The following is a 23,893-nucleotide window of genomic DNA, read 5'->3' as shown; positions in this document are numbered from 1 at the left end:
TCGCTGCTTGCCTGTTCACCACCGTGTCGCCAGAGCGCTCCGCGCGGGTGGTCTTCGACTCTCAGAGCGTCGCCGCAGGGTGCCTCGGCCGCGCGCCGGGCATCCGGTCGAGCAACCCGACCACCATGTCGACCACGGCCATCAGGCTGGCCTGATCGATGTGGTTGTCCAGGACGACGTAGGCGATGCCGGCCTCGAACGTGATCCGCATCGACTCCGCGTGCGGAGGCAGATGCTTCCCGTGTTCGATCAGCCAGTGCAGTGCTTCGAAGTTCAGATCCCTGGCCGCCGCGGCAGGGTCGCTCCCCCAGACGAAGAACTCATTGTCCATCGGGGACGGAATCTGCACGCGCTGCCACTGCGCCTGATCCCCCACCGTCGACGGTGGCTCGGACAGCCAGCTCTTCCACTGGTTCTCGAAGTCCGCGGGCGAGACCGGCCGGCCGGGAGCGATGTACCTGGTCGGCCGGACCATCCGCATCGGCGCCATGCGCGCGGTGGCCACCTCGATCCGGTGCTCCTGCTCCCAGCGCACCCCGTAGCCGGTGTACGCCGCGATCCGCACCGCCGCCTCGGTCACCCGGACGTGCCAGTCGCCCCGCCGGAAGTCCATGGCGAGGTCCCACTGGGGCTTGGACCGCCGGAGCCACTTCCCCTTCAGCACCGTGTCGTAGGCACTCCCGTCGCTCCTCACGGGCTCCAGGAAACCGGCCGACCAGGCCGCGGTGTCACCCTGCTCCGGGCTGATCACCGTTCCGCCGAGCCTGGCGACGAACGGGTTCAACGCGCTCACCTGCTCATCTCGCGCGGTCCGGTGAGAACGGAACTGCCACCAGCGCCGCACGAGGGTGACCACGACGGCACCGGCGATCATGGTCAGGAAGATCGGGTCGGTCAGCAGGTCCAGCAGACCCTTGATGAGTTTGTCCATGATCAGATGTCCAGGTATCCCTTGATCTGGTGCTTGGAGTAGTCAGGCCCGGTCTCGCCCGCTGCGGCTGCCTGCTCCTGGAGAGACTTGTTGCGCAGGCCTTTCTCGTTCTGGGGATCGATCTGCGCGGACGCCTCGAGGCCGACCGCTTCACCCATCGACTTCCAGAAACCTTGGTTCATGCGCTCGCCGACGATGCCCTGCGAGCCGTCCTTCTTGTCCACCCAGCTCTTGAACAGACCTTTGTTCTCCGGCAGTGCGCGCCGGCGGTCCGCGTCAGCGACGTTGGCCTTCTTGTCCGCCATGGCCTTCTTCATGCCGGCGCCCAGGTTCTTGGTGCGGGTCAGCAGATTGCGCAGGAACTGCAGAATCTTGCCGAGGAAGGCCTTGAGCCTCGCGATGATGCGCGACACCCGGCTCACGGTGGTCGCGGCCCGCACACCGGTCGCGGCGCCGGCCGCGGCGGTGGACGACCCGAGGCTCGGGACGGCGGCCGCCAGGGCGGGGATCCAGATCATGACCAGCCAAATGATCAGTTCGGTCAGGATGGCCTTGATGAGGTCCTCGATGACCTGCATGATCATCGAGGACATGAGCAGGAGCTGGGAGAGCTCACCGGCTTGACCGATGACACCGTCGATGCCGCTGGCGAACTCACCGAGCTTCGACGCGGCCGCGTCCGCAGTCTCACCGCCCCAGCTCTGCACCGAGCTCGACAGGTCTTCGGTGAAGCCTTCCTTCAGCTTGGTGAGGCCCTCCGCCAGCTTGCCGAAGTTCTCGCCTGCCTGCTGAAGCGCGGGCCCGTCGCCACTGACGAAGTGGATCGCGTCTTCCAACGGCTCGCAGATGCTGATGAGGAAGCTCAGACCTTGGTTGACCAGCCAGCCGATCGGGTCCGTCGCGATCTGGGCGGCCTCGCTGAACGAGTTGATCAGTGCGCTGCCTTCGGAAGCCAGTGCGGTGATACCGCCGGGGTCTCCGACGTTTCCCGAGGCTTCCAAGGCTTTCATGAAGCTGCCGACGAACGGCGTGGCCTCGAGCGCCTTCTCCCCGGTGGACTTCTCTTCGACCTCGAGCGTGCCTGCTTTGCCACTCAGGCCTGGAACAGTGAGATCCGGTTCTGTCACGGCCGCGCTACCCCCGCTCGACCTGGATGCCGTCGAGGAGCTGCTTCAGCGCTTCTTCCTGTTGCGCATAGCCCTCGGCGGTGTCGCGGAACTTGCCGGCACCCGACTGCAGGCCGTCCTGCATCGCCTGCATCGTCTCTTTGAGGTCGCCGAGCATCTGCGTGTACTGGTCCTTGACGAAGATCCCGACCACGCCCCAGGACTTGTCGCCGACGTCGGCCGTCGCGACCAGCTCGGCGATCTTGCTCGCCGTGCTGTGGTGGCCGTCGAGCTTGCCGGCGAACGACCGCAGCTCCTCCGGACTGACGCTGAACCCGCTCACCGGCCGTCCTCGTCGTCGTAGAGGTTGAGGAACTTGCCGTCCTGCTTTGGCGGAGCGGTGGGCGGCGGCTGCGACCTGTCGTTCCAGGCATTGCCGCGCATGATGTTCTGGTCGGAGAAGTCGTCCTGCGGTTCAGGGGCAGTCCTGCCGGGTGGCGCGGGCTGGCGGACGGGGACTCCGGCCTGGGACACCGGTGGCACGGGTGGCATCGGCGGGTGTTGCGGAGCCGGGGCAGGTGCGGTCTCATCGGACCTGCCGGCGCGGAGTTCCTCTTTGGACATCCCGAAGAGCTGCGCCTGGGTTTCGAGGACCTGGTCGGAGAGCTTCATGCCGTCGCCGATGGCGCCCTCGACGATGCCTGCCTGGCGGCGGGCGGCTTCGGCCACGGCCTGCTGCAGCGTCGACATCAGTTCGGCGGCCAGGGCGTGCGCGGACCTGCGCATGGCGTGCTCGGTCAGTCTGATGGCCTTGATGCTGCCGGACGGACCTGCCACAACTGTCACGGCGCGGTCGGCCGAGGTGGCCACCGCTTCCATCTCGGTCAGCTGTTGCTGCATCTCGCCGATGTTGGCGAACTGCTGGTCAACACGCTGCATCCGTGACTGGAACTGCTCGAACTGAGCTACCAGTTGCTCGAACGCCGCCGACGACACTGGGACCTCCTCCTGGGACACCTGCTCGCGCAAGATCACGCGGAGCGGGCGTCATAGTGGCAGGTGGAGTTTCGCGCGCGCCGCGAAACGGGCGAATCGGTGTGTCCGAGTGACTTGAGTGACAGAGGGCCGTCGGACGACCGCGCGAACCCGTAGGCGAACAGCCATCGCAGACGAGAACGGCCCCCAGGCTGCTAAGCCTGGGGGCCGTTCTCACGTGGTGCTCAGGTCACTCGGACTCGTTCGCCGGAGCGTCCTGCGACTCGGCGGCGGGCGCCGAGGCGGTGAGGTCGACGGGCGGGGCGTCGGGCACGCGGTTCGGCTTGGCCTCGCCGCGGAACACGAACTGCGCCTTGTCGTGCTGGTCCGACTCGCCGTCCCAGCCCTCGACGTCGGTGATGATGATCTGGCCGGCCTGGAGTTCGCCGAACAGGATCTTCTCCGACAGGGTGTCCTCGATCTCGCGCTGGATCGTCCGGCGCAGCGGGCGGGCGCCCAGCACCGGGTCGAAGCCGCGCTTCGCGAGCAGCATCTTCGCGCGATCCGTGAGCTCGATCGCCATGTCCTTGTTCTTCAGCTGCGTCTCGACGCGGGCGATCATCAGGTCCACCATCTTGATGATCTCGTCCTGAGTCAGCTGGTGGAAGACGATGATGTCGTCGATGCGGTTGAGGAACTCGGGACGGAAGTGCTTCTTCAGCTCGTCGTTGACCTTGTTCTTCATGCGCTCGTAGTTGGACGCGCCGTCCTGACCCGAGGTGAAGCCGAGGCCGACGGCCTTGCTGATGTCCGACGTGCCCAGGTTCGACGTGAAGATGATGACGGTGTTCTTGAAGTCCACCGTCCGGCCCTGACCGTCGGTCAGGCGGCCGTCCTCCAGCACCTGGAGCAGCGTGTTGTAGACCTCCTGGTGGGCCTTCTCGATCTCGTCGAACAGCACGACGGAGAACGGCTTGCGGCGCACCTTCTCGGTGAGCTGGCCGCCCTCTTCGTAGCCGACGTAACCGGGAGGGGCACCGAAGAGCCGCGACGCGGTGTACCGGTCGTGGAACTCGCCCATGTCGATCTGGATGAGCGCGTCGTCATCACCGAACAGGAAGTTCGCCAGCGCCTTCGAGAGCTCGGTCTTACCGACACCGGACGGGCCGGCGAAGATGAACGAGCCGGAGGGGCGCTTCGGGTCCTTCAGACCGGCGCGGGTGCGGCGGATCGCCTTCGACACGGCCTTGACCGCGTCGACCTGGCCGATGATCCGCTTGTGCAGCTCGTCCTCCATGCGGAGCAGACGCGTGGTCTCCTCCTCGGTGAGCTTGAACACCGGGATGCCGGTCCAGTTGGCGAGGACCTCGGCGATCTGCTCGTCGTCGACCTCCGCGACGACGTCCAGGTCACCGTCCTTCCACTGCTTCTCCCGCTCGGCCTTCTGGCCCAGGAGCTGCTTCTCCGCGTCACGCAGCTTCGCCGCGCGCTCGAAGTCCTGCGCGTCGATCGCGGACTCCTTGTCGCGACGGACGTCCGCGATCTTCTCGTCGAACTCGCGCAGGTCTGGCGGCGCGGTCATCCGGCGGATGCGCATGCGCGCGCCGGCCTCGTCGATGAGGTCGATCGCCTTGTCGGGCAGGAACCGGTCGTTGATGTACCGGTCGGCCAGCGTGGCGGCGGCGACCAGCGCGGAGTCGGTGATCGAGACGCGGTGGTGCGCCTCGTACCGGTCGCGCAGGCCCTTGAGGATCTCGATGGTGTGCTCGAGCGACGGCTCGCCCACCTGGATCGGCTGGAAGCGGCGCTCCAGCGCGGGGTCCTTCTCGACGTGCTTGCGGTACTCGTCGAGGGTGGTGGCACCGATCGTCTGCAGCTCACCACGAGCCAGCATCGGCTTGAGGATGCTCGCCGCGTCGATCGCGCCCTCGGCGGCACCCGCACCGACGAGGGTGTGGATCTCGTCGATGAACAGGATGATGTCGCCGCGCGTGCGGATCTCCTTGAGGACCTTCTTCAGGCGCTCTTCGAAGTCACCGCGGTACCGCGAGCCCGCGACCAGCGAGCCGAGGTCGAGCGTGTAGAGCTGCTTGTCCTTGAGCGTCTCGGGCACCTCGCCCTTGACGACCATCTGGGCAAGCCCCTCGACGACGGCGGTCTTGCCGACGCCGGGCTCGCCGATGAGGACCGGGTTGTTCTTGGTGCGGCGGGACAGCACCTGCATGACCCGCTCGATCTCCTTGGCGCGCCCGATCACCGGGTCGAGCTTGCCTTCACGGGCAGAGGCCGTGAGGTTGCGCCCGAACTGGTCGAGCACCAAGGAGGACGACGGCGTGCCTTCGCCACGACCGGTCGACTCCGCCGCACCCTTCTCGGTGGAGTAACCGGACAGCAGCTGCAGCACCTGCTGACGCACCCGGTTGAGGTCGGCCCCGAGCTTCACGAGGACCTGGGCGGCGACGCCCTCGCCCTCGCGGATCAGGCCGAGCAGGATGTGCTCGGTGCCGATGTAGTTGTGGCCGAGCTGAAGCGCCTCGCGCAGCGAGAGCTCCAGGACCTTCTTCGCACGGGGGGTGAAGGGGATGTGTCCACTCGGAGCCTGCTGGCCCTGGCCGATGATCTCTTCGACCTGCTGGCGGACGCCCTCCAGCGCAATCCCCAACGACTCGAGCGCCTTGGCGGCGACACCTTCACCCTCGTGGATCAGACCCAGGAGGATGTGCTCGGTGCCGATGTAGTTGTGGTTGAGCATCCGTGCCTCTTCTTGGGCAAGGACAACCACCCGCCTCGCGCGGTCGGTGAACCTTTCGAACATTCGCACTCCCTGACTGCTGCGTCGGCGGTCCTCGGCTCCACCGATCTACCCTGGTGAGCGCGGCACCGTGGCTCCACTGTAGTGGGCGGTCCCGAGGCCTGTGGCTCCCATCAGCGGCAAGCCGCCTCCGGTGAACATTGACATCGGCATCAACGCAGGTCGGAAGCAACGGATTCCACAGATCGGGCGATGTCCGCTGAACGCGAACAACCGACCGTTGAGCGATACTCCTGTGACCGGGCACACCTCAGGAGGCGAACGAAGGGAGATCCTGGGTAAGGTTAGGCAAGCCTGATACGCATGAGATTGGACTTGCGCGTTGACCGTACCTGCGAGGGTCTCACGGCAGAACCCGCGTGCGCTCACACCACTGGCCGACTCCATCGCCCGCCTGCAGTCCGGCACCGAGATCGTCTTCGGCACGCCGTCTGAAGACTGGACGATCTGCTCGGACCTGCTGGCGGAGCCCACCCGGTTCGACCTGTGGCGCAAAGACCTCGCGGAGTGGATGGTCGAGCAGTACGGCGAGTCCGACGACCGCGCGACAGCGGGCTACATCATGGGCTGGTACCTGCACCAGCCCGGCTACCTGGCAGGCCTCCTCTTCCACACGGCCCGCCGAGTGCCCACCCTCAAGCCTTCGGACATGGCGTTCCGCATCAACCCGGCAGGCCGCCCGCACCCGGACGGCATGGCCCTGATGTGCGATGAATTCGCCTGCCTCCCGGACGACCCGGCCTCGAACCACCCGGCGGCAACCGTGGTGGCGAACGAAGCAGCCCTGGCGGCAGTCCTCCGCGCCCGCTACGCAGCACACGCAGCCCAGTTCGTAGCTTCCTTCGGGCAGGTGGTCCGCTTCGGCCGCCGCCAACTCTGGGCAGCGGCAACCGACATGCTGGAGTACGGCCCCTGGGCAGCAGGCCGCCTGTTCGGAGACGAGAACGCAGGCGTGACCGACGCGGCGATGATCCTCCCCGAGAAGCTCGACCCGTTCGTAGCGCCGTCCTCCCTGCACTTCACGGACGAGGGCTGGAAGCGCAAGCGCAACAGCTGCTGCTTCCACTACGTGCTGCCGAACGCAGAGCCGTGCACGGCCTGCCCCCGCACCTGCAAATAACCAACGGACACCTGATCGCACGCGAAGCCGCAGGCGAGCCGTCTTCAGCAGGCTGGGCGGTGGGTCCCCGATCAGATTGCCTGGGGGCAGAGCCCCCAGGAAACGCACGCAACTACGGCAACCGATGCCGGGACCCCACAGGCACAACCAACGGCGTCCCAGAAACCGGATCCTCGACAACCCGGGCATCCAACCCGAAAACATCCAGCAACATCTGCTCGGTCAACACCTGACCAGGCGCCCCCTGAGCCACGATCCGCCCATCCCGCATGGCAACGATGGTGTCCGCATACCGAGCAGCCAAGTTCAGATCGTGCAACACCATCACAATCGTCCGCCCCATGGACGAATGCAGCTCCTGAACCAGATCCAGCACATCGATCTGATGAGCAAGATCCAGATAGGTCGTCGGCTCGTCCAGCAGCAACAGATCAGTCCCCTGAGCAAGCGCCATCGAAATCCAGGCCCGCTGCCGCTGCCCACCAGACAGCTCATCCACAGTCCGCTCAGCCAGATCCAAGATCCCGGTCATGGCCAGAGCAGCATCAACAGCAGCAGCGTCATCAGAAGACCACTGCCGATACCAGGCCTGATGCGGATGCCGCCCCCGAGCCACCAGATCGGCAACGGTCAGCCCCTCAGGAGCAGACGGAGCCTGGGGCAACATCCCGAGAACTCGGGCAACATCCCGAGTGGACATCGAATCGATCTGCTTGCCGTCCAGCAACACAGCACCAGACCGAGCAGGCAGCAACCGCCCCAGAGCCTTCAGCAAAGTCGACTTGCCACACCCGTTGGGCCCGATCACCGCGGTGACGGTGCCGTCGATGATCGACAGGTCGAGCGAGTCGACGACCTGCCGTTCCCCGTAGCCCACGCTCAACGACGACGCCTCAAGACGCACACTCATACCCGCGCCTCCCGGCGGCTTCGGATCAGCAGGAACATCAGATAGGGCGCACCCAGGACCGCGGTCACGACACCGACCGGCAGCTCGGTGCGGTAGATGGTCCGCGCCACCAGGTCCGACAGCATGACAAGCGCACCGCCGACCACAACGGAACCGAACAACGGCGGCTGAGCGGTGCCGGACAACCGAAGAGCGATCTGCGGCGACGCCAAAGCCACGAACACGATCGGCCCGGCCGCGGCGGTGGCCACCGAGGCCAGCACGATCGCCACGATGATCAGGAACGACCGCGCGACGTTGACCCGCACACCGAGCCCGCGCGAGGTCTGGTCGTCGAACTGCAAAGCCCCGAGCACGTGGCCACCGATCAAAGCCACGGGAACCAGCACGACCAGCGCCAAGGCGACCGGCACGACGTGCTCCCAGCCGCGGCCGTTCAGGGAGCCGGTGATCCACACCATCGCCCGGCCCGCGTCCTGCACGTCGCCGACGGTCAGCAGGTAGTGCGTGAAGTTGCCGGCCACGGCGGTGATGCCGATGCCGACCAGCACCATCCGGAAGCCCTCGATGCCCTGCCGCCACGCCAGCGCGTAGACCAGCAGACCTGCGAGAAGGCCGCCGGTGAGGCCCGCGAGCGGGACGCCGATCGAGGCCGCGCTGCCGGTCACCACGCCCAGCGAACCGGCGAAGGTGATCACCGAGACCGCGCCGGCGCCGGCTCCCCAGGTCACGCCGAGGATGTCCGGCGAGGCCAGCGGGTTGCGCACGATGGCCTGGAAGATCGCGCCGGAGAGTCCCAGCGCGCCGCCGACCAGCAGGCCCGTCAGCGCTCGCGGCATTCGCAGTTCCATGACCACGAACTGGTCGCGGCGCGTGCCGCCGCCCAGCAGCGTGTCGACGACCTGGGCCACCGTCAGCGGGAAGTCGCCGACCATGATGCCGGCGACCAGCAACGCCGCCAGGACGACCAGCGAGGCCGCCACCACCAGCATCGGCCGGCGGCGCAGGCGGAACGAGGCCGCGCCCACCCTCAGGGCGGGCGCCTTGGCCGCGGGAGTCTTCACAGCGGTCGTCAAATCTTCACCAGCTTCTTGCGCCGCACCAGGAAGATGAAGAACGGAGCGCCGATCAGCGCCAGCATCACGCCGACCTCCACTTCGGACGGGCGGGCGACCACCCGTCCGACGATGTCGGCGAACAGGATGAGGATCGCTCCGAGCAGTGCCGAGTACGGCAGGATCCAGCGGTAGTCGGGGCCGGTGAACGCGCGCGCGACGTGCGGCACCACGAGCCCCAGGAACCCGATCGGCCCGCACGCGGCGACGGCCCCGCCGACCAGCAGCGTGATGGCGAAGATGCCCAGCGACCGCGTCTGGCTGACGTTCACGCCCAGCGACTTGGCCACGTCCTCGCCCAGCGACATGGCGTTGAGCCCCGGCGCGTTGAACGCCGCGATGACCAGGCCGGCCAGGAGGAACGGCAGCACCTGCATCAGCACTGTCGAGTCGCGGCCGGCGATGGCGCCGACCTGCCAGAACCGGAACGCGTCGAGCGACTGCTGGTCGAGCAGCACGATCGCCGACACCAGGCCGTTCATCAGCGCGGAGACCGCGGCACCGGCCAGTGCCAGCGTCACCGGCGACGGACCGCCTCGCCCGGCGGACCCGAGCAGGAACACCAGGACGCTCGCGATCATCGCGCCGGCGAAGGCGAACCAGATGTAGCCGACCAGCGAGTTGACGCCGAGCAGGAAGATCGAGAGCACGACCGCCAGCGCCGCGCCGTGCGTGACGCCGAGGATGCCGGGATCGGCCAGCGGGTTGCGCGTGTGGCCCTGCATGAGAGCGCCACCCACGCCGAGTGCGATGCCCACCGCGATGCCGAGCAACGTCCGCGGGATCCGCAGCTCGCGGACCACCACGTCGTCCTCGACGCCGGTCGGCGTGAAGAGACCGTGCCACACCCCGGAAAGCGGGATCTCCTTCGAGCCGATCGCGATGCTCGCCAGGCACACGGCGACCAGCACGACCAGCAGGAAGAGCAGGCCGAACGACCTACGACCCAAGGCCCACCCTCCTCAACCAAGACAGGAGAGGTAAGCCTAACCGAACCACCTCGCCGCACCGACGTCCTGGGCGCCGGTTCCGGTCACATCTCCGCCCTTCCGGGCAGAAAGACGAGCCGAAGAAGATCGCTGAAGAATGTTCAGCAACCCGTTGTCGGGTCAACTAAAAAGTCAGCAGCAAGAGTGTTCACGATCTCGTTTGGATAGCACCGTTCCACCTTCTGGGCGGCGGATGGTAGCTGATCGGTCACCCAAATAGCACGAAGGGGTTCCGGGGAATCATCCCCGGAACCCCTTCGTGTTTTGCCGAATTTCAGCCCTGCTGGTGGTAGGCGTCGAGCACCTCGGCCGGGATGCGGCCGCGGTCCGACACCTTCATGCCCTGCTTGCGGGCCCACTCGCGAATGGCCTGGTTCTGCTCACGGTCCGCCGATGCGGGGCGCGCCTTCACGCTGCCGGCCGGACGGCCGGGCCCAAGACGCTTACGACCACCCGCACGACGTGCACTTCCCACGAAGTCGGCAAGAGCGTCCCGCAGTTTGCCCGCATTGCCCGAGGAAAGGTCGATGGTGTAGCTGACACCATCCAGTCCGAACTCGACGGTCTCCTCAGCGGTGGAACCGTCCAGATCGTCGACGAGGGTCACCGTGACCTTCTGCGCCATGCGTATCCTCCTGGACCCCGAATGCGCGGTCACCCGCGTCGCCAACTAAAGCCTTCTGCGAGGCAGGTTAGCGCACGGGTGCCGCATTGCACCTATCGACATCCGGAAAGTTACTCATTCAGGGCGAACGAGCGGGAACAAGATGGTCTCCCGGATACCCAGACCGGTGAGCGCCATCAGCAGCCGATCGATACCCATTCCGACACCACCACTCGGTGGCATTCCGTACTCCAGTGATCGCAGAAAGTCTTCGTCGATCGGCATCGCCTCGTGGTCACCGGCCGCCCCGAGACGCGCCTGTGCTTCCAGGCGTTCCCGCTCGATGACCGGGTCGACCAGTTCCGAGTAACCGGTTCCGAGTTCGAATCCGCGCACGTACAGATCCCACTTTTCGGCCACACCCGGCTTGCTGCGGTGCTGCCTGGTCAGGGGAGACGTCTCGATCGGGTAGTCCCGCACGAACGTCGGCGCGTACAGCGAGTCGCACACGAGGTGCTCCCACAGCTCCTCGACCAGCTTGCCGTGCCCGAACTTCGGGTTCAGCTCGAGTTCGTGCCGGTCACAAAGCTTGCGCAGCGCCTCGACGGACGTCTCGGGGGTGATTTCCTCACCAACCGCTCCGGACAACGACTCGTAGATGCTCAGCGTCGTCCATTCACCCGAGAGGTCGTACTCGCTGCCGTCCGCCAACGTGACGATCTGAGAACCCGTCACGGCTTCCGCCGCTTCCTGGATCAGCTCGCGCGTCAGTACCGCGTTCGAGTCGTACGTGGCGTACGCCTCGTAGTACTCCAGCATCGAAAACTCGGGCGAATGCGACGAGTCCACGCCCTCGTTGCGGAAGTTGCGGTTGATCTCGAAGACCTTCTCGATGCCACCGACGACGCAGCGCTTCAAGTACAGCTCCGGCGCGATGCGCAGGAACAGGTCGATGTCGAGCGCGTTCGAGTGCGTGATGAACGGACGCGCGGACGCACCACCCTGCAGCGTCTGCAACATCGGCGTCTCGACTTCGAGGAATCCGCGCCGGTGGAACGAGTCGCGCAGAGAACGAACGACGTTCGCACGGGTCCGAACAGTGTCGCGCGCCATCGGCCTGAGGATCAGGTCGACGTATCGCTGACGAATGCGGGTTTCCTCGCCGAGTTCCTTGTGCGCTACCGGCAACGGACGCAGCGACTTCGACGTCAGCTGCCACCCGTCGGCCATCACGGAAAGCTCGCCACGACGTGAGCTGATGACCTCACCGCTCACGAAAACGTGGTCGCCGAGGTCGACGTCGGTCTTCCACTCGGAAAGTGCTTCTTCACCGACACCGGCGAGGCTCAGCATCGCCTGCAGTTCGGTGCCGTCGCCTTCGCGCAACGTCGCGAAGCACAGCTTTCCGGTGTTGCGCATGAACATCACGCGCCCGGTGACACCGACCTGCTGACCGGTCTGGGTGTCGGGTTCGAGTTCGGGATGCGCTTCGCGAATCTCGCGCAACGTGTGCGTGCGCGCGACTTCGACGGGATAGGGCTCCTTGCCGGAAGCGAGCAGCCGCGCACGCTTCTCCCGGCGCACGCGCATCTGCTCTGGCAGGTCTTCTTCGCTGGTCACGAGGTTTTGCTTCGGCTGCTCACTCACGCCGAGAAGGGTACGGACACCGGTGAAGTCAAAGCGAACCGGATACCACTAAATCGTTGGAAGATCGGCAGGTCGCTCCGACCAGGCCAACCCGGACACCGGTGAACTCACTAAGTTGGGGTGATGGATCTACACGCGAGGCGAGCGGACTCGTTCGGCGCGCAGGCCGAGGCCTACGCCGAACACCGGCCTGACTATCCCGTGGCGGCGATCCGGTGGGCTCTGGAGCCGCTGGGCGACAGGACCGAGCGCCTGGACGTGCTCGACCTCGCCGCCGGCACCGGCAAGCTGACCGCGGGTCTCGTCGCGGAGGGCCACTGCGTGACCGCCGTGGAGCCCAACGAGCAGATGTTGTCCGAGCTGGTGCGCCGCGTTCACGGCGTGCGCGCGCTACCGGGTCATGCCGAGCACATCCCCGTTCCCGACCAGACCCTCGACGCCGTGTTCGTCGGTACCGCGTTCCACTGGTTCGACCAGGAGAAGGCCATGCCGGAGATCGCCCGTGTGCTGCGGCCCGGCGGTGTGGTGGCAGCCCTGTGGAACGAGCCGGACACCGGCGTCGACTGGATGGCCGAGCTCGAACGGATCTCGGGCACGAGCGTCGAGAGTCAGCGGGACGCGCCCACGAGCGTGCGGCCGCACCCGTTGTTCGGGGCGATCGAACGGCGCGCGTTCCCGCACGTGCAGCGCCGGGACTCCCCTGAGGACCTGATCGCCACGATCAACACACACTCACGGATGCTCGTCATCAGCGACGACGAACGTGCGGCGGTCAACGAGAAGCTGCTCGCTTTGCTGCGTGCACGCCCGGAGACGTCGAACGGACCGTTCGACGTCCCCTTGCTGACCGCCGTGACGCGGTTGGTCGTCAGCGAGTAGTAGCGGGCATGTTGCGCTCGAACACCATGCGCAGGCCCAGCAGGGTCAGGTCGGGCACGTGGTGCGCGATCGTCGAGGACTCGGAGACGACCAGAGGGGCGAGCCCGCCCGTGGCGATGACCGTCACGGGACCGGGGTCGGTCTGCTGGAGCTCCTCGGTGATCTTGCGCACCAGCCCGTCCACCTGGCCGACGAACCCGTAGACGATGCCGGACTGCAGGCACTCCACGGTGTTCTTGCCGATCACGTTGCGGGGCCTGACCAGCTCGACCTTGCGCAGCTGGGCGGCGCGGGAGGCGAGGGCGTCGACCGAGATCTCGATGCCCGGCGCCAGCGCGCCGCCGAGGAACTCGCCGCGCGACGAGATCACGTCGAGGTTCGTGGACGTGCCGAAGTCGACCACGATGCACGAGGTCGCGTAGAGGTGGTGCGCGGCCAGCGTGTTGATCACGCGGTCCGAGCCCACCTCCTTCGGGTTGTCGACGAGCAGCGGGACACCGGTCTTCACGCCCGGCTCCACCAGGATCTTCGGCACCGCGTCGTAGTAGCGGCCGAGCATGACCCGCAGCTCGCGCAGCACCGCGGGCACGGTGGACAGCGCGGAGATGCCGGTGATCTTGTCGGCGTACTCGCCGAGCAGCCCGCGCATGGTCAGCGCGAGCTCGTCGGCGGTCATCCTGGCGTCGGTGCGCATCCGCCAGTCGCGCACGAGCGGGGCCGAGTCGCCGACCCCGTCGTACAGACCGAGCACGATGTTGGTGTTGCCGACGTCGATGGCGAGCAGCACGTTGCGTTTCCTTAGTTCTCGGCCTGGATCAACGCGTCCAGCGCTGTCGCTTCCACGGTCTCAGACGGAGGCGCGCTCGTGGAGCCGTTCACCAGACCGGACCCCTCCGGGGCGTGCGCGGGGTCGCTGCCGAGGTCGACGACCTTGTTGCCGGCGTCCACGAACACGACCCGCGGCTTGTAGGCACGCGACTCCGCGTCGTCCATCTGCCCGTACGCGATCAGGATCACGATGTCGCCGGGGTGCACGAGGTGCGCCGCCGCGCCGTTGATGCCCAGCACGCCGGTGCCGCGCTCGCCGGGGATGACGTAGGTCTCCAGCCGGGCGCCGTTGGTGACGTCGACGATGGCGACCTGTTCGCCGGCCAGCAGGTCGGCGGCCTCCATCAGGTCCTCGTCCACCGTCACCGAGCCGACGTAGTGCAGGTCGGCCTGCGTCACGGTGGCGCGGTGGATCTTGGACTTCAGCATCGTGCGGAACATGTCACTCCCCCTGCTCGTCGCCTTCACCGAGCAACACCGCGATGTTGTCGATCAGGCGGGTGGCACCGACGCGGGCCGCGACCAGCAGCCGCGCGTCGCCGTTCTCCGGTGCGGGACCGAGGTCGACCCCGCGCAGCTCCAGGTAGTCGACTTCGACCTCGGGCGTCTGCGCCAGCACGTCGTGCGCGGCCTTGAGCACCGCGTCCGCCCCCTGCGACGACACGTACGCGCCAGCGGTGAGCGCGGCCGACAGCGTCACGGCGTGATGGCGCTCCTCCGGGCTCAGGTAGGCGTTGCGCGACGACAGCGCGAGGCCGTCGTACTCGCGGACGGTCGGCACGCCGACGACGTCGAGCGGGAAGTTGAGGTCGCGCGCCATCCTGTGGATGAGCTGCAACTGCTGGTAGTCCTTCTGCCCGAACACCGCGTACGTGGGCTGCACGATGTTGAACAGCTTCGACACGACGGTGAGCACGCCCGCGAAGTGGCCGGGGCGGACCACGCCCTCCAACTCGTCGCCCAGCGGGCCGGGGTGCACGGTGACCTGTGCGCCCTTGGGGTACATGTCCTCCGCCGACGGCGCGAAGACGATGCCCACGCGTTCCTGACGGCAGATGTCCACATCGGACTCGAACTGGCGCGGGTACTTCGCGAGGTCCTCGTTCGGCCCGAACTGCAACGGGTTCACGAAGATCGACACGACGACCACCGTGTTCTGCATGACCTGCGCCTCGCGGATCAGCTGCCGGTGGCCCGCGTGCAGGGCGCCCATCGTGGGCACCAGGGCGACGTTGCGCCCGGCGTTGCGCAGCGCCCTGATCACCCTGTTCAGGCGAACCGGGTCGCGGTGCACCGTGACGTCGTCCGGGCGGTAGTCGTCCTTGGTCAGTGGCTTCGTCACGTCAGTCCTCAAGAGTGGTGCGAACGTCGTTGGCCGCTTCGGGCTTGAGCAGCCCGGAGTCCTCGGCCCGCTCGGCGGTGCGGCGGGCGAGCACGCGGTAGCTGGGAAGGACCTCGGGTGCCTGCTGCGCGAGCACGCCGAGGTGCTTGCGCAAGGTACCCGTGTCGCCTCGGGCGACCGGACCGGTGAGGGCGCGGTCACCGTGGCGCAGCGCGTTGTCGAGCGCGGCGGACAGCAACGGGCCGAGCAGGCGCTCGGCGTTGGCGACCCCGGAGCCGGTGAGCAGGTCCGCGGCGTCGCGGACCAGCGTGATCAGGTGGTTCGCGCCGTGGGCCAGCGCCGAGTGGTAGAGCGGGCGGACGGCCTCGGGGATCCTGACCGGTTCCGCGTCCATCTCGACGACCAGCGCCTCGCCGACGCTCCAGGCCACCTCGTCGCCGTCCGCGGCGGTGACACCGACGCACGCGGCGCTCATCCGCTGCAGGTCCTCCGCGCGACCGGTGAACGTCATGACGGGGTGCAGCGCGATCGTGAGCGCACCCAGTTCGGCGGCGGGTTCGAGGACGTGCACGCCCATCGCGCCGCTGGTGTGCACGACGATCTGGCCCGCGCGCAGCGACTCGGTGGCGACGAGGCCCTTGACCAGGCCTTCCAGCTCGTCGTCCGGCACGGCCAGCAGCACCAGGTCGGCGCGCGCGGCGACCTCGGTGGGGTCGGCGACGGGAACGCCGGGCAGCAGTTCGTCCGCGCGGTCGCGGGATGCCTGCGAGACGGCGGAAACGCCGGTCACCACGTGGCCCGCTCTGGCCAGCGCGGCGCCCAGCACGGAACCGACGCGGCCTGCCGAGATGACACCGACGGCGAGCCTCGCCGGACGTGGGGTCGCGTCCATGCGACTAACTCCTTCTGACGTTCCAGTCCTTAGTGCCACGACCGGCAACCTTCGCCGCGCCTTCGACGCTCAGCAGGGCGCCTCGCGGCACCGGCCCCACGCCCACAGCCAACCAGGATGAGGACGTGGGGCCGGCACCACGATGCACCCGTCTGAACGCCGAATACGGGGCGAAGGCTGCCGGTCGCGGCACTAATGCGGGTACCAGACGACGCCGCCGAGGGTAGCTCCGCCGAGTGCCCGTGCACCCGCTCGGTGACCGGATTCACCGACGGGCGGCCGCCCTGGCGGCGTGCAGCGAGTCGAGCAGCACCCCGTGGCGCTGCTCGGCGCTCTGACCGGCCGTCCCCTGCTCGATGCGGTGCCGCAGGAAGGCCAGTTCGGTGACGGCGATCTGGTAGCTCTTCACGGCCTTGACCGCCGCGTCACCCGACTTGCGCTTGACCGCCCGCAGCCAGTTCCGGCGGCCGTTGAGACTGGCCAGCAGGGCGACCTCGCTGTTGGCGATCCACCGGTTCTGCGCCATCGCGGCGAGCTGCCCGGCGACGATCCGCTGTTCGCGCCTGCGCTGCCACACCACGATCGCGACGGCGCCGGCGAACACCGGGACCATGATCAGGAAGTACAGGTTGATGAAGGCGGAACCGGTGCCGACGGTGGTCGAGAAGTTCCACAGCGAGTGCAGCCCGACGGCCGTCAGGTAACCGCCGATAGGCGCTATGACGCGGACCGTGGGGTTGCCGGTGGTCGCCGCTATGCCGACGCCGATGCCCGTCATGGCCGTGAACAGCGGATGCGCGAACGGCGAGAGCACCCCGCGCAGCACGAACAACGCGATCACACCGCCGCTCATGTCGCCGAGACCGTTCTCCAGGAAGACCCGGCCGAAGTACCAGATGTTCTCGGTGAACGCGAAGCCCGCGGCCGTGATGCCGGCGTAGACCATGCCGTCCACGACACCGTCGAACTCGTGGCGGCGGCGGACGAACACGGCGATGAGGAACGCGGCCTTGGTGGCCTCCTCGACGATCGGTGCCCCGACCACGGCCGTGAACGTCGTGCCGTCGTCGGTCAGCAGGTTGCCGAGCACCCTGGACGTCTGGTTGAACGCGAGCGAGCTGATCGTCGCGCCGCACGAACCCCAGACGAACGCGAAGAGCAGCATCTTCGCCGGTTCCGGTTCCCACCGGTCGATCCAGAGGAACGCGCTCACCACGAACGCGACGGGGATCAGCGCCGCGGCGGCACCGACGAGCAGCGGCTCGATGCCGATGCTCGACGTGCCCAGTGCGAACAGCACGAGCCCGGCCGCGGCGAGCGCGATCAGCGCCACGACGGGGAACAGGACGGTCCAGCGGCGCTGCTCGATGCGCTTCTTCGTCGGCGTCGGCATGGGGTCGGCGTCGGTCACGGGAAATGACCTTAGATGCACACTTGTCCGATGTTCGACTGGGAAGCCGCTTGGCACGCCGCGCTGTACGGCCCCGGTGGCTTCTTCGCCCGCGGCGAGAAGCCGTCCGCGCACTTCCGGACGTCCCCGCTGGTCGGCCCGGAACTCGCAGAAGCCCTGCTGACGTTGCTGTCGCGGGTGGACGCCGCGCTCGGATTTCCCCCGGTCGTGGACTTCGTGGACGTGGGTGCGGGCGGGGGCGAACTGGCGTTCGCGGTGCGTTCGCTGGCGTCCGGGTCGCTGGCGTCGCGGCTTCGGGTGACCGCGGTCGAGGTCGGTCCTACCGTTGAGCTGCCCGGGGTTCGGTGGACTTCGTCGGTGCCGTCGTGCGTCGGGCTGCTGGTCGGGCACGAGTGGCTCGACGCGATCCCGTGCCCGGTGGTGACCGGGCCCTCCGCCGATCCCTGGATCACCCGGTGGTGGCCTTCGCTGGCCGATGGCGATCTGGCCGAGGTCGGGGCGCCCCGGGACGCGGCCTGGGCTGCGGCGGTGTCGTCGGTGCGTGGTGCGGCGTTGGCGATCGACTACGGGCATCTCGTGTCGTCGCGGCGTTTCACGCTGACCGGGTATCGGGGCGGGCGGCAGGTGGAGCCAGTGTTCGACGGGTCTTGCGACATCACGGCGCACGTTGCTTTTGACGCTTGTGCTGCCGCGGCCGGTGGGGACCGGGTTCTGGTGTCGCAGCGGGATGCTTTGCGCGCCTTGGGGTTGAGCGGTTCTGTTGCCGGTTCCGGGTGGGACTGGCTGGAGTCGGCCGCTCGGGCCGGGCGGATCGCCGAGCTGCGCGATCCTGCCGGGCTGGGTGGCTTCGGGTGGTTGCTGCACGGCAACGGGGTGGCGGTCGCGGACCTGCTGCCCGCGCTGCCGCCCTGGCGTCCGAATCCCGCCAGCTTTCCGGTGTGGTGACGACGATCGTTGGGGCATGCGAATCCACAACGTCCTGCCCTCGGCCGCGCTGTCCGACCCCGGCCGCGAGTACCGCGCTTCCGATCCCGGGGTGCCGCTGCGGTGTTGTCTGCGCAAGTCGCTGGCCGGTGAGCCGGTCTGGTTGTTCCGGCACTCGCCTTCGGTCGGGAGGGGCCCGTACTCCGAGGTCGGCCCGGTCTTCACGCACGTGGACTGCCAGGACACGCCTTCGTTGGATCGTCTCCCTGTAGAATTGTTGAACAATCCCCGCATCCTACGTTCCTACAACGCCGCAGGTCAGATCCACGACGGCGAGGTGGTGGAGCCCGGATCGTTCGATCGCACGATCACCGGATTGTTCAACAATCCCGCAATCGAGGCGGTCCAGGTGCGAAGCCTGTCGCACGGGTGCTTCTTCTTCGCGATCACCAGGGCTTGAACCCGGTTCCGGCGCGCCCCGGCCAGACCTGACCCGGCTGAGCCAGGCTCGACGTCTCCATTTCCGACGCGGCCACTCCGACGCACTCAGGTACCGGACCGCGACGCCCGCGGCGCCCTCGACCGTGCGGCGGCGGATTCCCGGCCCGTGAAACCATGCTCGGGTGAGCGAGCAGATCACCGTCGGCGTAGGCGCAGGCGCCCGCTACCTGGGTGTCGACCGCGTGATCGACCTGGGCCCACTGCACCCGTCGGCCCACGGCGCCTACCGGCTGCGCCTGACCGTCACGCCAGAACTCGTGATCACCGCTGCCGAACCACTGGTGGGCCATCTCCACCGCGGTGCCGAGAAGCTCTTCGAGGTGCGTGACTACCGGCAAGTCCTGACGCTCGCCAACCGCCACGACTGGCTTTCGGCGTTCTGCAACGAGCTGGCCGTCGCCCTTGCCGTGGAACGCATGACGGGCATGGACGTCCCGGCCCGTGCCCAGTGGCTGCGGGCCCTGCTGTGCGAACTGAACCGCCTGATGGCGCACATGGTCTTCCTGACCCCGTTGTCCCCCAACGCCGCCACGTACCGCGAGGGTGTGCAGGCGCTGATGGAGGAGGCGTCGGGCGGGCGCATCCACTTCATGTTCAACAGGATCGGCGGCCTGCGCGAGGACGTCCCGGCCGGCTGGACCGAACGGGTCGCCGCCTTCCTGTCTACTGTGGACACAAACGAGCTGACCATCGATTTCGGTGCTCTCGAAGGACTTGGGGTCCTGCCGTACGAGGACGCGCTGGCGTACGGGGTCACCGGGCCCATCGGGCGAGCCAGCGGAGTGGACTTCGACCTGCGCCGTGACGACCCGCTGCCCGCTTACAAGGCGTTGGGCTTCTCCCCCGTGGTTCGGGCCGAGGGTGATGCGGCCGCGCGCGTCCGGTGCCTTGTCGACGAGGTCGTGAAGTCCGTGGAGTTGGCTCGGGCATGCCTGGAGCAGTTGCCGCAGGGGCCGGTGAACCTCCGGCTGCCCAAGGCCATCAAGGCGCCCGAGGGCTCCGTCTACACGCGTGTCGAGGCGCCGTTGGGCACTTCGGGGGTGCACCTGTCGTCACGTGGCGAGAAGACGCCGTGGCGGCTCAAGCTCCGCACGCCGTCGTTCAACAACATCCAGGCGCTGTCCGCGCTGCTGCCCGGCACGAAGGTGGACGACCTGCCGGCCGTGCTGAGCTCGTTCGCCGTCGTCGTCGGCGACATCGACAAGTAACGACTAGTCGTCGCGGCGGCGACGGCGGCGCGGTGCGTCGCCTCCACCCAGCGAGGCCAGCAGTTCGCTCACCGACTTGCCGTCCGCGTGCGCACCCGACGGGTCTTCCGGGGCGGCGCGGCGGCCCGTCGAGACCGCGGGCAGGCGGGTGGACGAGTCCTCGGCGACGCGACGGCCGGAGACCGGGGCCTCGTCGGCCGGGGAACGCCTGCTGGGCGACACCGCCGGGAGCCTCGCCGACGACTGCTCGGCGGCGGAACGGCGGCCCACCGGGGGCAGCGACACCAGCGAGTCCTCGGAGGCGGTGCGGCGAGGTGACCGCTCCTCGGAGCGGCGGCTGGAGCTCGGGGCCGGGGCGTCCGGCTTCAGGGTCTCCCACGAGCCGCTGTCCTGCACCGGAGCCGGGGTCGGAGCCGAGCGGTCGTCCGCGCGGCGGCGGCCTCCGCCGGCGGACAGGGCCTTCGGATCGATCATCTCGGTGCGCTCGGCCACGCGGGAACGGGGCTCGGGCTTGCGGGTCTCCACCGACTTCGCGATCGCCGCGGGGGCCTTCGGGGGCTGCTCCGGGCGCGACGACGGCTCCGGGCGCGACAACGCCTCGGTGCGGGCCGGGGGCTGCGGCGGGCGTTGCACCCGCTCGGTGCGGTGGACCTGCGCCTGCACCGGCTGGGCCTTCACGGTGGGGGGCGGCGGGGCCTTCTGGGGAGCCGGCGTGGCGCCGCCGAGCCTGGCCGAGACGGCTGCCGCCGCCGAGGGGCGGGGCTGCGGCCTGGGCGGCTCCTGCTTCATGGCCTTCAGGGGCTCGCGGCGGACCACGGCGGGCTGCGGGCGCGGCGAGTTCCTGGCCGGGTCCGGGCGCACGGGCTCGGGGCGCGCCTGCTCGCGGCGCGGGGGCTGCATCTTGGCGTCGTGGGCGACGCGCTCGATCAGTTCGGTGCGCTCGGACGGCTTCTCCGAGGTGATGGACGACGTCGCGGTGATCACCGGTTTGGAGTTGATGACGCGCTGCTCGGGCGACGCCGTCAGCCGGGCGGCTTCCGAACCGATCGAACGCAGGCGGGTCGACTCGGCGCGCAGGGCCACGCGTTCGACGAGGACGTCACCGCCGAGCAGGGCCTGGAGGTTGTCGCGCAGCGAGTGCAGATCGGCGCGCAAGGCCTCGATGTCCGCGCGCGACTCCTCCTCGATGCGCTTGCGGGTCTCCGACTCGATCTCGAGCTCGTACTCGCGGCGCGCGGCGACCTCGCGCTCCAGTTCCAGTTCGTAGACGGACTGGAGATCGGCCACCTCGTCGTCACGTTCGGTGACCTGCCTGCGATACCTCGCGGCGAGGAAGGCACCCACCAGAGCCGCCCACAACGCGGCCACCACGGCCAGACGCAGCATGCGGGCGCTGTCGCTCAGCACGAGCACCGCCGCGGCCACGAGGGCGAGCGCCAATGCCGCTACCAACAGCAATCGCCCTGAGCCACGACCGTGATCATCTTGCTCGTCGGCGGTCGACGCGCCTCGCCCGGTCATGCGCACTACGGTACCGCGTAGTTATGTGACTGAGACCTACGGCCGGGTATCTATTCCTTCCCGGAACTCTCTTCCGGCGTCTTGCAGCAGTGCTCCAGCCACAGCGCGGCAGCCGTCAGCGCGACCGCCGCGATCATCCCGACAACCGCCGCCACCAGGTCGTTCGAGGCCGCGGGGAACGAGTCGCGGACGGGCAGCACGAAGATCAGCAACCCGCTCCAGGCACCGAACATCAAAGCGCCCAGAACGGACGACGCCTTCGCCAGCACGACCGCTCGGGCGGCGGTCAGCGGCTGCACCGGACGCGCGCCCCGCCGGCGCTGGATCCTGGCCCGCAACGAGAACGCGAACACGGTCTCCACGACCGCGATGACGAACAGCGTCGACCCGGCCAGCAGGGGCAACGGCGGCAACGAGTCGTACGTGAGCCGCAGCAGCAGATGCGCCAGCAGACCGCCGACGATCGCAACGGCCGCGAGGTCGCGGGGACGGGTGAACTTCACGCTTCCATCCAACCCGAAAGCGCGAGGTCGTCGCGCCGCCGCACGCCTTCGGCCGAGAACTCCAGGCCCGCAACGGGTCCGTGGCCCGCCAGCACGGCGTCCGGCTCGACGTCGAGCCACGGCACGAGGACTGTTGCGCGCTCAAACGCCCCAGGATGCGGCAGGAGCAGCTCCGGGTGGTCCGAAGTCACCCCGTCCACCGAAACCACGTCCACGTCCAACGTGCGGGGGCCCCAGCGCTTCTCCCGCACGCGTCCGGCGGCGTTCTCCAGCGCCTGGCCGCGCCGCAGCCAGCCCCACTCGTCCACGCCGTCCGAGGAGACGATCACGATGGCGTTCAGGAAGTCCGGCTGGTCCTCGACGCCCCACGCCGCCGTCTCGTACACCGGCGAAACGGCGACGACGAACGGCCGCAAGCCGTCCACGACGGACTGCAGGAACCGCAACCGGTCTCCGAGGTTCGAGCCGATCGAGAGGACCGCGCGGCTCAACGGGCCTCCTTGGGCAGCGGCGCGGCCAGCCGGCGCGACCGGCGGATCGTCACCGACACGTCGTCGAACGTCAGCGGGATCGGTGCGGACGGCTTGTGCAGCGTCACCTCGACCGCGTGCAGCCTCGAGTCCGCCATCGCGGCGTCGGCGATCCGGCCGGCCACGGTCTCGATGAGGTCGCACGGCTCACCACCGATGATCGCCGCGGCCATCTCGGCCAGTTCGCCGTAGTGGTAGGTCTCCTTCAGGTCGTCCGTGCGGGACGCCACGCTCAGGTCCAGCCAGAGCGTGATGTCCGCGACGAACTCCTGCCCGTCGCGCTTCTCGTGCTCGAACACCCCGTGGTTGCCGCGCACCCGCAGGCCCGTCAACGCGATCCGGTCAGCCATGTCCCCGCCTCCACGCACCGGCGACGGCGACCGCGTCCAGCGTCCGGTCGACGTCGTGCACCCGCACACCCCACGCTCCGTTGAACGCGGCCAGAGCGGACACCGCCGCGGTCGCGTCCTCCCTGCCGTCCGGTGGACGGTTGCCGAGCAACGTGCCGAGGAAGCGCTTGCGCGACGCCCCCACCAGCACCGGGAAGCCCAGCTCGACCAGTTCGTCCAGGCGCTGCAACAACTCCCAGTTGTGGTCGCCGAGCTTCGCGAACCCCAGTCCCGGGTCGAGCACGATGCACGACTCCGCGACGCCGGCGGCCAGCGCGGCCTCGACGCGTTCCAGCAACTCCGTGCGCACGTCCGTCACCACGTCGTCGTACGTCGCCAGCGTGTCCATCTCCGTGCTGTGCCCACGCCAGTGCATGAGCACGTACGGAACTCGGGCAGCGGCGACGACAGCGGCCATCTCGGGATCGGCCAGGCCACCGGAGACGTCGTTCACGATCGACGCGCCCGCCTCCAACGCCGCCGCAGCAACGGAAGCGCGCATGGTGTCCACGCTGACCGGCACGCCTTCACCCGTCAGCGCCCTGATCACCGGCACGATGCGGACGATCTCCTCGGCCGGCTCGACGCGCCCGGCACCGGGCCTGGTCGACTCGCCGCCCACGTCGATCATGTCCGCGCCGCGTTCGAACATCTCGACGCCGTGCGCGACCGCGTCCCGCCGGTCGATGTAGCGGCCGCCGTCGGAGAACGAATCGGGCGTCACGTTCAGCACGCCCATCACGACACAGCGGCCGG

General features: G+C 68.4%; 25 protein-coding genes. 5 read left to right on the top strand and 20 right to left on the bottom strand.

The annotated features are described in order from the left end of the window. Nucleotides 1-61: 61 nt before the first annotated feature. From LX88_RS07120 to LX88_RS07100, 5 genes are all read right to left on the bottom strand, one after another. Nucleotides 62-931 carry a hypothetical protein gene (locus LX88_RS07120; RefSeq protein ID WP_258946972.1) on the bottom strand — a complete coding sequence of 290 codons (870 nt, stop codon included), beginning with the start codon at nt 929-931 and terminating at the stop codon, nt 62-64. Between the two features lie 2 nt (nt 932-933). Further along, entirely contained in the window at nt 934-2,058 is a 1,125-nt protein-coding gene (locus tag LX88_RS07115; RefSeq protein WP_258946971.1) for a WXG100 family type VII secretion target, read from the bottom strand. A 7-nt stretch (nt 2,059-2,065) separates the two neighbouring features. Continuing rightward, the gene (locus LX88_RS07110) at nt 2,066-2,380 is read right to left on the bottom strand and encodes a WXG100 family type VII secretion target (protein ID WP_090069941.1); all 315 of its coding nucleotides are present in this window, start codon (nt 2,378-2,380) and stop codon (nt 2,066-2,068) included. Then, nucleotides 2,377-3,033 (bottom strand): YbaB/EbfC family nucleoid-associated protein, encoded by a 657-nt coding sequence (locus LX88_RS07105; RefSeq protein WP_372511198.1) that lies wholly within the window; start codon nt 3,031-3,033, stop codon nt 2,377-2,379. Before LX88_RS07105 ends, LX88_RS07110 begins: the two co-directional genes overlap by 4 nt. Nucleotides 3,034-3,262: 229 nt before the next feature. Continuing rightward, entirely contained in the window at nt 3,263-5,827 is a 2,565-nt protein-coding gene (locus tag LX88_RS07100; RefSeq protein ID WP_258946970.1) for an ATP-dependent Clp protease ATP-binding subunit, read from the bottom strand. A gap of 319 nt (nt 5,828-6,146) precedes the next feature. Here LX88_RS07100 and LX88_RS07095 point away from each other — a divergent pair, with 319 nt between their 5' ends. Next, nucleotides 6,147-6,944 (top strand): (2Fe-2S)-binding protein, encoded by a 798-nt coding sequence (locus LX88_RS07095; RefSeq protein WP_258946969.1) that lies wholly within the window; start codon nt 6,147-6,149, stop codon nt 6,942-6,944. 112 nt (nt 6,945-7,056) lie between these two features. On the opposite strand, the gene LX88_RS07090 is transcribed toward LX88_RS07095, so the two are convergent. From LX88_RS07090 to lysS, 5 genes are all read right to left on the bottom strand, one after another. Further along, entirely contained in the window at nt 7,057-7,854 is a 798-nt protein-coding gene (locus LX88_RS07090; RefSeq protein WP_258946968.1) for an ABC transporter ATP-binding protein, read from the bottom strand. Then, a complete protein-coding gene (locus tag LX88_RS07085; RefSeq protein ID WP_258946967.1) occupies nt 7,851-8,918 on the bottom strand; it encodes a FecCD family ABC transporter permease in 1,068 nt (355 codons plus the stop codon). Before LX88_RS07085 ends, LX88_RS07090 begins: the two co-directional genes overlap by 4 nt. 8 nt (nt 8,919-8,926) lie before the next feature. After that, nucleotides 8,927-9,919 carry a FecCD family ABC transporter permease gene (locus LX88_RS07080; protein ID WP_258946966.1) on the bottom strand — a complete coding sequence of 331 codons (993 nt, stop codon included), beginning with the start codon at nt 9,917-9,919 and terminating at the stop codon, nt 8,927-8,929. Between the two features lie 313 nt (nt 9,920-10,232). After that, nucleotides 10,233-10,583, bottom strand: a complete 351-nt coding sequence (locus tag LX88_RS07075; protein WP_030477509.1) for a histone-like nucleoid-structuring protein Lsr2 — start codon at nt 10,581-10,583, stop codon at nt 10,233-10,235. Between the two features lie 114 nt (nt 10,584-10,697). Then, nucleotides 10,698-12,152 carry a lysine--tRNA ligase gene (gene lysS / locus LX88_RS07070; RefSeq protein ID WP_090070065.1) on the bottom strand — a complete coding sequence of 485 codons (1,455 nt, stop codon included), beginning with the start codon at nt 12,150-12,152 and terminating at the stop codon, nt 10,698-10,700. Nucleotides 12,153-12,332: 180 nt separating this feature from the next. Here lysS and LX88_RS07065 point away from each other — a divergent pair, with 180 nt between their 5' ends. Beyond that, nucleotides 12,333-13,088, top strand: a complete 756-nt coding sequence (locus tag LX88_RS07065; RefSeq protein WP_258946965.1) for a class I SAM-dependent methyltransferase — start codon at nt 12,333-12,335, stop codon at nt 13,086-13,088. Here the strand turns inward: LX88_RS07065 and LX88_RS07060 are convergent. From LX88_RS07060 to LX88_RS07040, 5 genes are all read right to left on the bottom strand, one after another. Then, complete coding sequence (locus tag LX88_RS07060) at nt 13,078-13,875, bottom strand: type III pantothenate kinase (protein ID WP_258946964.1); 798 nt, start codon at nt 13,873-13,875, stop codon at nt 13,078-13,080. The genes LX88_RS07065 and LX88_RS07060 overlap by 11 nt on opposite strands. Nucleotides 13,876-13,886: 11 nt before the next feature. Beyond that, nucleotides 13,887-14,357 carry an aspartate 1-decarboxylase gene (panD, locus tag LX88_RS07055; protein ID WP_258946963.1) on the bottom strand — a complete coding sequence of 157 codons (471 nt, stop codon included), beginning with the start codon at nt 14,355-14,357 and terminating at the stop codon, nt 13,887-13,889. A 1-nt stretch (nt 14,358) separates the two neighbouring features. Next, nucleotides 14,359-15,258 carry a pantoate--beta-alanine ligase gene (gene panC / locus LX88_RS07050; protein ID WP_258946962.1) on the bottom strand — a complete coding sequence of 300 codons (900 nt, stop codon included), beginning with the start codon at nt 15,256-15,258 and terminating at the stop codon, nt 14,359-14,361. A 1-nt stretch (nt 15,259) separates the two neighbouring features. Then, nucleotides 15,260-16,150 (bottom strand): Rossmann-like and DUF2520 domain-containing protein, encoded by an 891-nt coding sequence (locus LX88_RS07045; RefSeq protein WP_258946961.1) that lies wholly within the window; start codon nt 16,148-16,150, stop codon nt 15,260-15,262. 265 nt (nt 16,151-16,415) lie between these two features. Next, nucleotides 16,416-17,543 (bottom strand): PrsW family intramembrane metalloprotease, encoded by a 1,128-nt coding sequence (locus LX88_RS07040; protein WP_307789913.1) that lies wholly within the window; start codon nt 17,541-17,543, stop codon nt 16,416-16,418. A 48-nt stretch (nt 17,544-17,591) separates the two neighbouring features. Between LX88_RS07040 and LX88_RS07035 the strand changes: the two genes are divergently transcribed. The 3 genes from LX88_RS07035 (at nt 17,592) to LX88_RS07025 (ending at nt 20,194) form a co-directional block, all read left to right on the top strand. Then, nucleotides 17,592-18,506 (top strand): SAM-dependent methyltransferase, encoded by a 915-nt coding sequence (locus LX88_RS07035; RefSeq protein WP_258946959.1) that lies wholly within the window; start codon nt 17,592-17,594, stop codon nt 18,504-18,506. 16 nt (nt 18,507-18,522) lie between these two features. After that, nucleotides 18,523-18,945 carry a DUF1203 domain-containing protein gene (locus LX88_RS07030; RefSeq protein ID WP_258946958.1) on the top strand — a complete coding sequence of 141 codons (423 nt, stop codon included), beginning with the start codon at nt 18,523-18,525 and terminating at the stop codon, nt 18,943-18,945. A 163-nt stretch (nt 18,946-19,108) separates the two neighbouring features. Further along, complete coding sequence (locus LX88_RS07025) at nt 19,109-20,194, top strand: NADH-quinone oxidoreductase subunit D (RefSeq protein ID WP_258946957.1); 1,086 nt, start codon at nt 19,109-19,111, stop codon at nt 20,192-20,194. A 3-nt stretch (nt 20,195-20,197) separates the two neighbouring features. Here the strand turns inward: LX88_RS07025 and LX88_RS07020 are convergent, their stop codons facing one another. The 5 genes from LX88_RS07020 to folP are packed head-to-tail and all read right to left on the bottom strand — an operon-like array spanning nt 20,198 to nt 23,876. Continuing rightward, the gene (locus LX88_RS07020) at nt 20,198-21,715 is read right to left on the bottom strand and encodes a DUF6779 domain-containing protein (RefSeq protein ID WP_258946956.1); all 1,518 of its coding nucleotides are present in this window, start codon (nt 21,713-21,715) and stop codon (nt 20,198-20,200) included. Between the two features lie 50 nt (nt 21,716-21,765). Next, a complete protein-coding gene (locus LX88_RS07015; protein WP_258946955.1) occupies nt 21,766-22,218 on the bottom strand; it encodes a DUF3180 domain-containing protein in 453 nt (150 codons plus the stop codon). Next, complete coding sequence (gene folK, locus LX88_RS07010; RefSeq protein ID WP_258946954.1) at nt 22,215-22,709, bottom strand: 2-amino-4-hydroxy-6-hydroxymethyldihydropteridine diphosphokinase; 495 nt, start codon at nt 22,707-22,709, stop codon at nt 22,215-22,217. The genes LX88_RS07015 and folK overlap by 4 nt, the downstream gene beginning before the upstream one ends. Then, nucleotides 22,706-23,098: a dihydroneopterin aldolase gene (gene folB, locus LX88_RS07005; protein WP_258946953.1), complete on the bottom strand. Its 393-nt coding sequence runs from the start codon at nt 23,096-23,098 to the stop codon at nt 22,706-22,708. Before folB ends, folK begins: the two co-directional genes overlap by 4 nt. Continuing rightward, the gene (gene folP / locus LX88_RS07000; protein ID WP_258947629.1) at nt 23,091-23,876 is read right to left on the bottom strand and encodes a dihydropteroate synthase; all 786 of its coding nucleotides are present in this window, start codon (nt 23,874-23,876) and stop codon (nt 23,091-23,093) included. The genes folB and folP overlap by 8 nt, the downstream gene beginning before the upstream one ends. Between the last annotated feature and the right edge of the window lie 17 nt (nt 23,877-23,893).

The organism is Lentzea californiensis, from assembly GCF_024648825.1.
In the GTDB taxonomy this organism is placed as follows: Bacteria; Actinomycetota; Actinomycetes; order Mycobacteriales; family Pseudonocardiaceae; genus Lentzea; species Lentzea californiensis.
Note: the sequence above shows the minus strand (reverse complement) of the source record. Positions and strands in the feature narration are given on the sequence as shown.

What these genes read in the sequence shown, in the direction of transcription:
- lysS (WP_090070065.1), bottom strand. Translation starts at nt 12,152, where the DNA reads ATGCGCGTGCGCCGGGAGAAGCGTGCGCGGCTGCTCGCTTCCGGCAAG.
- LX88_RS07040 (WP_307789913.1), bottom strand. Translation starts at nt 17,543, where the DNA reads ATGCCGACGCCGACGAAGAAGCGCATCGAGCAGCGCCGCTGGACCGTC.
- LX88_RS07045 (WP_258946961.1), bottom strand. Translation starts at nt 16,150, where the DNA reads ATGGACGCGACCCCACGTCCGGCGAGGCTCGCCGTCGGTGTCATCTCG.
- LX88_RS07030 (WP_258946958.1), top strand. Translation starts at nt 18,523, where the DNA reads ATGCGAATCCACAACGTCCTGCCCTCGGCCGCGCTGTCCGACCCCGGC.
- LX88_RS07120 (WP_258946972.1), bottom strand. Translation starts at nt 931, where the DNA reads ATGGACAAACTCATCAAGGGTCTGCTGGACCTGCTGACCGACCCGATC.
- LX88_RS07075 (WP_030477509.1), bottom strand. Translation starts at nt 10,583, where the DNA reads ATGGCGCAGAAGGTCACGGTGACCCTCGTCGACGATCTGGACGGTTCC.
- LX88_RS07090 (WP_258946968.1), bottom strand. Translation starts at nt 7,854, where the DNA reads ATGAGTGTGCGTCTTGAGGCGTCGTCGTTGAGCGTGGGCTACGGGGAA.
- panD (WP_258946963.1), bottom strand. Translation starts at nt 14,357, where the DNA reads ATGTTCCGCACGATGCTGAAGTCCAAGATCCACCGCGCCACCGTGACG.
- LX88_RS07065 (WP_258946965.1), top strand. Translation starts at nt 12,333, where the DNA reads ATGGATCTACACGCGAGGCGAGCGGACTCGTTCGGCGCGCAGGCCGAG.
- LX88_RS07035 (WP_258946959.1), top strand. Translation starts at nt 17,592, where the DNA reads ATGTTCGACTGGGAAGCCGCTTGGCACGCCGCGCTGTACGGCCCCGGT.
- LX88_RS07100 (WP_258946970.1), bottom strand. Translation starts at nt 5,827, where the DNA reads ATGTTCGAAAGGTTCACCGACCGCGCGAGGCGGGTGGTTGTCCTTGCC.
- folP (WP_258947629.1), bottom strand. Translation starts at nt 23,876, where the DNA reads ATGGGCGTGCTGAACGTGACGCCCGATTCGTTCTCCGACGGCGGCCGC.
- LX88_RS07020 (WP_258946956.1), bottom strand. Translation starts at nt 21,715, where the DNA reads ATGACCGGGCGAGGCGCGTCGACCGCCGACGAGCAAGATGATCACGGT.
- folB (WP_258946953.1), bottom strand. Translation starts at nt 23,098, where the DNA reads ATGGCTGACCGGATCGCGTTGACGGGCCTGCGGGTGCGCGGCAACCAC.